This window comes from Collinsella aerofaciens, assembly GCF_040915425.1.
Lineage (GTDB): Bacteria > Actinomycetota > Coriobacteriia > Coriobacteriales > Coriobacteriaceae > Collinsella > Collinsella aerofaciens_BW.
Window position 1 is genome coordinate 1 of record NZ_JBCPDN010000080.1, and the last position, 7851, is coordinate 7851.

The 7851-nt window shown below is 57.9% G+C and carries 6 protein-coding genes; all 6 read right to left on the reverse strand.

What is annotated here, in order from left to right; genetic code table 11:
• Positions 1–760: 760 nt before the first annotated feature.
• A complete protein-coding gene (locus tag AB5164_RS09220; protein WP_368143242.1) occupies positions 761–2392 on the reverse strand; it encodes an ATP-binding cassette domain-containing protein in 1632 nt (543 codons plus the stop codon).
• A gap of 328 nt (positions 2393–2720) precedes the next feature.
• The gene (locus AB5164_RS09225) at positions 2721–3674 is read right to left on the reverse strand and encodes an FHA domain-containing protein (RefSeq protein ID WP_368143241.1); all 954 of its coding nucleotides are present in this window, start codon (positions 3672–3674) and stop codon (positions 2721–2723) included.
• 3 nt (positions 3675–3677) lie between these two features.
• Positions 3678–5522: a serine/threonine protein kinase gene (locus tag AB5164_RS09230; RefSeq protein WP_368143240.1), complete on the reverse strand. Its 1845-nt coding sequence runs from the start codon at positions 5520–5522 to the stop codon at positions 3678–3680.
• Positions 5519–6424: a hypothetical protein gene (locus AB5164_RS09235; protein WP_368143239.1), complete on the reverse strand. Its 906-nt coding sequence runs from the start codon at positions 6422–6424 to the stop codon at positions 5519–5521. The genes AB5164_RS09230 and AB5164_RS09235 overlap by 4 nt, the downstream gene beginning before the upstream one ends.
• A 243-nt stretch (positions 6425–6667) precedes the next feature.
• Positions 6668–7264: a recombination mediator RecR gene (gene recR, locus AB5164_RS09240; protein ID WP_006235173.1), complete on the reverse strand. Its 597-nt coding sequence runs from the start codon at positions 7262–7264 to the stop codon at positions 6668–6670.
• A gap of 13 nt (positions 7265–7277) precedes the next feature.
• Complete coding sequence (locus AB5164_RS09245) at positions 7278–7598, reverse strand: YbaB/EbfC family nucleoid-associated protein (RefSeq protein ID WP_006235174.1); 321 nt, start codon at positions 7596–7598, stop codon at positions 7278–7280.
• Positions 7599–7851: the final 253 nt, after the last annotated feature.

A 7851-nucleotide genomic window follows, 5' to 3' on the forward strand; every position in this document is an offset into this window, starting at 1 on the left:
GGGTGGCTGAGCCCGATGGAGTACCGCAGGAAGCTTGGATACGCCTAGGCGCGGTCCAAGAAATCGTCCGCACCCCCCATTAGCGTAGCTTTCTTCCAATATGAGCCGAGCATTGGCAAGTGGAATAAGAAGCCCGACCGTTCGCCACATGAAAGTGATCGGACGGGCTTCTCTATTTAACCCGGGCCGCCACCTATAGCGGCTTTCCAGGCGTATTCTCGGTGCAAAGCAATCGTCAGTTTAATCCTATGCGTTGATACCGCATTTCATTTGTTCGGCTCGAATTCTACGGCCTTGCAACCCTCGCACTCTCCGGCAAACGGATTGAACGCGAAGGCAGAGATGATGCGTGCGTGGACATCGAGGCTGCTGTAGGCAACATACTGGGGCATGGACCCCCGCTGCGCGTGGCATGTGGCCCGGCATATTTATTGCCGTCCAACCCCGTGTAGTTGCAGCAAAGGGCGGAACCTCAATGCTCAGCTCATATTGTCCGTGGGACACGAGAATCGTAAGTACACTTTGGTGCGATTCTCGCGCTGATACTGAGCCACCTGGAATAAGATACGTCGCGACAACACTTCACTTCACCTCTGTCTCGACAAGACGACGTAGACTAAAGTTTCCTTTAGTAAGAGAACGAGAACTATATCTGAAAGCGTTGCGATGGCGTGAAGGCACCGAGTCCGAACCGCCTGAATGCTACGTGCATCTGCATCGCTTTTTTGTTATCTCTGCCAGTTGGGTAGCACTACACTTGTCAGCATTTACCCTGGTACATGCTGCTTAAATCCACTACCCCTTCTACCGCGCCGACCATCTCGTCATCGTGAGAGACAACGATGATCAGCTGGCTTTGCTTGTTGCGCTTAACATAGGCCGCAAGCTCGGCGCGGCTTACAGCGTCTAACCCAGTCGTGGGCTCGTCGAGCATCAAAACTGACGACTTGCGTGAAATCGCCGACCATAAGTACACGCGGCGCAGCTCACCGCCCGAAAGCGCGGAGCAACGTTTCCCGAGCAACTCCTTCACGCTGTTTTCCAGCGAAGGTAGGTCATCTACACCCCGGTGATAGGGAGAAAAGGGCGTGTCGAAATACTCTAACAGCTCTTTCACCGTTTCGTCCGGCGCGAAGCACGACTGTGGGCAGCACGATATCTCTCTCGCACGTATGTAATCCAAGTCGCATTCTTCGATTGGCACACCGTTGTATTTTACTTTGCCTTTCGATGAGTATAGCCCGAGCATCAAGTAAAGAAGTGACGTCTTGCCTCTTCCGTTCTCCCCAACTATGCAATATGTACCAGGACCGGAAAACTTGAAAGAAAACCCGCCGAGGACCTCTCGGACAGATCCGTCTGGAAGGACAACCGAGAATTCCAAATCAGATACCGAAATGTCATTTATTCCATCAAGTTTCGCCAAATCGGTCCGATTCCACCCCGATCTCGCCTTTTCCCTCGTCGCGATAGCCGTCCTATCCCATGATGCTTTGGCGTCCTGATAGGATTTGAACAATGACATCATACTTTTCAAAGTCTTAAAGAGAACCGCGAAGTATGTACCGATGATAGTGTACTCGCCTATTGACATAGTTCCGTTAATGATTCGTACTCCGGAAACAACAAGTATCACCGCTTGAAACAACGCTGCGAAAAGACCATCGAGCGATGTCAGAGAATATGATAGCTTTCCGGAGCGCAAAACTTTGGGAAAATAGCTCTTAAACCCAGCGTCGAGCGCTTGTTCGCTCTTGCCGTACGAAGATGTCAGTTGAATGTTGAGAATCTGATTAAGCTGCGATGCAATTGCGGCGTAAAAGGCGCTGTCCGCCTCTTTCTTCTCATACGTGACCCTATACAAAAGTTTCCTCAACCCAGTAATTACACAGAAATACACGATGAGGAGAATGATGGAAAACACCGCGAGAGTTGAATCAATTGACCATATGATAAGCAATACGATGGGAATGGCTACAATGGACAGCGGCGCACTGATAAAATTCGCCAAAACGAAGGATGAGACCACGCTGGAGTCGGAAATAATCCGTTGCGTTGTATAGGCCGGATCGATGGTCCGGCTCACCAAGTAATCGTCTCTTTCAAAACGCAAGACGGCCTCCCTGAGAAGATCAAAGGAAAGTCTCGTGGTTATGCGAATGGAAAGTGTTCCTGCAAAATAAGTAAAGAGGGTGGAGAAAACTCCTATTGACGCAACCAGGAGTGCGAAGAGTACGGCGTCTCTTTCGCTGCGGTTACCAAGAAGAAAATCTAAGAATTTCCCGTTCACGTATGGCATGGCATAGGAGAGAGCGGTTCCAATCACCGTGATAGCAATGAAGACGAAAGCCCCTTTTGCTCTGATGAACCTCGAGAGAACGCATCGAATCAAGGAAGGCCCCAATCTACCCGCCACAAAACATCAATCACTGATACCTTACACCTCAACACAACAGGAGCGAAGATTTGCCAATGAGACTGCTTTAGATTGCCTTGGGCCAATACGATCTCAAGCTCTTCCTGCAAGAGAGTCGGAATCGGACATCTCCTCCGACGAATCTGGCAATCGGGCGGTTGAAATATCTTTTTCAACCGCCCGATTGCCACAATAGATTGGAGCGTCCGCCCGCAAACGACCTCGTTTTACACCCACCAAATCCTTTGCCTTTTGTCGCCTTTTTGCTGTTCGTAGCCTTAAACAAGAACTATTTCACCGCAACTTATCGAGGGGTTGGCCAGAGGGCACCGAAGAGAATGGCGTAGGTAGTGGATTCGCCGAGCTTGAGCTCGTCGCCGGGATTGAGTTGGGCGGAACGGCCGGGCTCGACCTGAATGCAGACGCGCGTGGCCCCGTTTACCACCACGGTTCCGTTGGTGGACGACAAGTCCTCGACGTGCCAGATATTTTGAGCATCGCACCAGATATGGGCATGGCGGGCCGAGACATCGTCGCCGACGTCGGTAATATCGCCCTCACCAGTGGCCAGCGCGCCAATCTCAACACCCTGCTCACTCGGCTGAATCCAGCGCGGGGCGCTCACGACAAAACTGTTTTGCACGCGCAGCAAGCCCAAGGGGTGCGCCGGGGCGGGTTCGCGTTCGCCCGCGGTCATCGACATGCCAAGCGAACGCGGCGTGGATGTGCCTCCGCCACAGGTCGCGTGCGCGTAGTCGATGGCATAGTTCACCGAGGACCGCACATCCGCCGAACAACCGACGGCGACAAACAGCACCAGCACGGCCTCGGCGCGCTCGGCGGGCATGAGTTCCGCCGCCTGGGACAGGCGATCGAGCGCGTTGCGATAGAGATTCGTGTCCTGGTGGCACTCTTCGAGCGCGCGTACCATCGGTTCACCTGCAGGACCGCACACCATATTGATCACAGCCGTGGAGTCCATGGGATTGCGCTGGCGCAGGGCCAGTTGCGACATAATACGCGCAGCCGAGGTACCGTATTCGGCAAAGTAGCGCTGCTGAAGCGTGCCGACCGGCGCGCGAACGATAAAGCGGGAAACCCAAGAGCGATCGGCGGCTCGGCTCTGCGGGCTGCGGCCGTCGGCGAGCGGACGGGACGAAAGCACCAAGCCGCACAGCTCGATATGGCTCAGATGCGCCGCGCGCTTAAAGATGTCAAACATGGCCCCGCATGGGGTGAGCTCAACTTGAGATGCCATGACCTAGGCCTCCTTGGTCGTAGAAATAGAATCGGACGATACTTCGACAGGTCCGCCAAAAGTACGGGCAGCTGCGGCTCCACCGGCAAGCGGAGTCGCCATCTGGGCTTTTGTGCGTCGCGGTGCCGAAACGGGAAGTTCAAAGGCAAAGCCCATCGCAAGCAAAAACCACGTAAGCGTATAGGTTGCAACCAGAGCGGCAACAAGGCCGCCCATCACGGCGCGTTGGGAAAATACGCTACATGCAGCCACAACCAGCACCGGAACCTCGCAGGCAGAAAGCGCAAGCACACCCTGCAGGAAGCCCGAGCGCCGATCGCGCGCAAGTGCCCCCGCGGCAACGCCGGCTATGCCTGGCAGCGCCAACGCCAGTGCGGCAATAATACCCGGTAGCGACCCAGACCACACGAGCGATCCCAAAGTCGCCGTCACGCGAGCGCCCGACGCCAGCAGCGCGGCCGAAACCACGACCACAGCCCAAACCACGCCACAGGCGACCGTCGCGCCGACCATCAGCGCGCGACGAACCGCGCGGCCGGACGCATCCATGGGGCACGGCGTGAGCGGCTCGCCGCGGAGCGAACGACCGACATTTTGCGCATAGTGGTCACAAAACGCCGAGAGCGCCGCCTCGACCGCCGCCGGCTCGGGACGATTTTTTTGATGGCTGGACAGACAGGCCATCACCACGTCGAACAGCTGGGCATCGACAAACGCCAGCGCATCGCGTAGCTCTTCGGAATCCGGCTCAAGCCCTAGCTGCTGGGCCTGCTCGACCGCGGCGAGCGCCACATCGGGCTCACGACGAAGCAGCTGAGTCAAATCGCAACCGGGCGCATGGGCACCAATGGGATAGTCGGGCCGCGTGTCCATCTTAAGACGGTAGGGGCTCGCGATGTCGCGCGTCCTTTTGCGCGAACCCGAGGCGCCCGAAGTGCTCGGCGCGGCTTCGTATGGCGCGACGCCGGCAATGAGCTCGTAAACCGTGCTTGCCGCGGCATAGACGTCAATCGCCGGCGACATACGCAAAGCACGCAGGTCGGGAATATCGTCGGTGAGCATCTCGGGCGGGGCATAGGCAACCGTCGCGCGACGCAGCGTGGCATAACGCTCGGTAAAGGATGCCTTGCCGCCGGTACCGGCCACGGCCGACGCAGGCTCAAGCGCCAGCGATGAGCCAAAGTCAATCAGGCACAGGTCAAAGGTGCCCTCGGCAAGCTGCCGGTCAAGCGGTAGACGCGCCGTGCGCACCATAATATTAGCGGGCGAGATATCGCGATGGACAAAGCCCTCGCCCACCAGGCTCATACGGCAGAGCAGATCGAACAGGTCGCGACCCAGACGCGCCGCCACAAGCGGCGACAGGCGTCCGGCATCGTCCACGGCAAGTCGCGAACGCAAGCGGGCAAGCGTCTCGCCCTCGACCCATTCCATGACAATTGCAGGCACACCGTCGACCTCGCCCCAGCCATAGAGACGGGGAAAGCCCTTAAGGCCCGAAAGGGCGCGGTGACATTCATATTCCTCGCGAAACGCCGCCTTGAACTTAGCGACCAGCGCCTCGTGATCTGCATCGTCGTCGAACTCATCGCGCGCCGGCAAGATGAGCTGCTTGAGTGCCACGGCCTCGCCTTGGGCGTTGACGGCACGCGTCACGCGGCCGATACCGCCACGGCGCATGGTGGCATCGTCGGCAAACAGCATCGTAAAACGACGCAGATAGGCAGGCAGTTCGTCCTGACCGAGCGCAATGGCCGGCTCAAACTCGTCGACACGCGCCAGGCGCAGGCCGACCATGGGATTGCGACCGAGCGATTGTGGTGTGGTGGATGCAAGATCGGTCATCATAGGGCAAGCGCCGCCACGTTATTGTTGAAGTTACCGAGCGCGACGTCATCATCGCCGTAATGGCCGACCCATTGACATAGGTTGGTATAACAGCCCCACAGATTGGCATACTGCTGATACCACTTTGACCGGGGCGAGAATGTCTGACGACCAAACTCGGCTCGAATGACAAACATCTCCCCGACCAGGCTGTCGCACGGCCTGGGATCTCCCGTAGAGTTATAGGTCGAGACCACGTCATTGGCACGAGAAACGTAACTGTCGAGCATGTTGTACTTGGTCACAAGCCAACTGTGAATGCCCTCTTCCTCAGCAGCGGAAAGGCCACCGGAGTTTGCATCGTTGTCAGTGTTGCCGCCCGTCGAACCACCGTTTCCAGACCCTCCGGTAGAGGAACCCGACCCAGAGCCGCCGCCCGAACTCGACGAATCCGAGCCGGAGCCAGAAGTATCCGAGCTACCGGGCTTTCCGGACTGCTGGGCGTCCTGCCCCTTCTGCTGCTCGACCTTATTCACCGTTGCCGCCACGCTATTGTTGGACAACCGATCGATGATCTTGGTGTTGGTGAGCACGATGGTTTTGCCATTGGCAAGCGTGACTTCGTTGTCCGGGGCCTCGGCGCCGTCCGCATCGTCGGTGCCAAACACAATATGCGCGACCACACTTGCCCAAGCATATCCAGTCGTGGTGCCCAGGTCACTTTTGACCTCATGCCCCACGCGCGGTTCGCGTGCGGCATGCGCCTGCATCATGGACGGCACGGTCATGCCATAGGCAGAAACGCCAGCTATAACCAGCACCAGCGAGCACGATAGCAGCGCGTACGCCCGAGGCGCCAGGCCTAGCCGGCGTCGCATGCGCACCGCGGCGCCGCGCTTTGTCTGAGTGCCACCGGGCCGCATGCGCTCTCCTCCAACAAAAACACGCCGCTCGGGAGCGGCGCATTCATTCGAATCCACATTTGAGTGTATCAGCGAACCCAAAAGGTTGCGCAACGAATGGGCAAATACGAGGTGCGACCGGACCCATCCACGCGATAAGCGGATGAAAAGCAGGTTTGTTGCACAACAAATGTATGAACGCGCACCCAATTATGAGCGCCCCGTGCGGCAGGCCGACGGGAGATGCCGCGGAGCTGACGCCGCCTAGATCGCGCGGCGGGCCTCGATAGCACGGCCAAGCGTAAGCTCGTCGGCATACTCCAAGTCGCCGCCCACGGGAAGTCCGCTCGCAAGACGCGATACCTCAACGCCCAATGGCTTGATGGTGCGAGCAAGGTAACTCGCCGTGGTCTCGCCCTCAATGTTGGGGTTGGTAGCGATAATGACCTCGTGGATGTCCTCGTGGCCCAGGCGCGCCAGCAGCTCGCGAATGTGCAGCTGCTCGGGACCGATCTTGTCCATGGGGCTGATCACGCCGCCCAGCACATGGTACAGGCCATGGTAGCTGCCCGTGCGCTCGATTGCCTGGACGTCGCGCGGCTCGCCCACCACGCAAATGCGAGTGGTATCGCGCATCGGGTCCTGGCAGATGGAGCACTCGTCGGCCGTGGCGTAGTTAAAGCAACGGCTGCAAAAGTGGACCTCCTGCTTGACCTCCAGGATGGCCTCGGCCAGGCGACGGGCCTCCTCGGCATCGGCCTCAAGCAGGTAGTAGGCGATGCGCTGGGCCGACTTGGGACCAATGCCCGGCAGACGACCCAGCTCATCGAGCAGTTTTTGCAGACTGTGATTCGCACTCATATATATGCGTGTCTTAGAACGGCATGCCCGGGATGTTGAGGCCTCCGGTGATGGCGCCCATCTGCTTGTTGGCGAGCTCGTTGACGCCGCGGACGGCCTCGTTGACAGCAGCCATGATCATGTCCTGCAGCATATCGACGTCCTCGGGATCGAGCGCATCGGGGTCGATGGTGAGGTTGACGAGCTCCATCTCGCCGTTGACGGTCACCTTGACCATGCCGCCGCCGGCAGAGGCGTCGACGGTCTGGGACTTGAGGTTCTCCTGCGCGGCGGCAAGCTGCTCCTGCATCTTGCGGGCCTGCTTCATCATCTGCTGCATGTTCATACCGGCCATGATGGCTCCTTTACGTGCGGCCGCACGCCAAGCTGCAAGGGCAGCCGGAGCGCGGCGGGGCTTTCAAACTCAAAAATCGTACCACGGCACGAGGCCAGCGAGCGGGGCGGACGTGTTACCTCAGTCGATATACATGTCCTGGAGCGCAAGCCGCACCCATAGATTATGCAAAGTTGAATAATTCGCATCTGCATAATATTTAAAGCTAAATCTTGTAGAGCCGGAATCCGACATTTAATGCGTACCACTAAAT

Coding starts and splice junctions, on each gene's coding strand:
- AB5164_RS09225 (WP_368143241.1), bottom strand. CDS start 3,674: ATGGCATCTCAAGTTGAGCTCACCCCATGCGGGGCCATGTTTGACATC.
- AB5164_RS09230 (WP_368143240.1), bottom strand. CDS start 5,522: ATGATGACCGATCTTGCATCCACCACACCACAATCGCTCGGTCGCAAT.
- AB5164_RS09235 (WP_368143239.1), bottom strand. CDS start 6,424: ATGCGGCCCGGTGGCACTCAGACAAAGCGCGGCGCCGCGGTGCGCATG.
- recR (WP_006235173.1), bottom strand. CDS start 7,264: ATGAGTGCGAATCACAGTCTGCAAAAACTGCTCGATGAGCTGGGTCGT.
- AB5164_RS09245 (WP_006235174.1), bottom strand. CDS start 7,598: ATGGCCGGTATGAACATGCAGCAGATGATGAAGCAGGCCCGCAAGATG.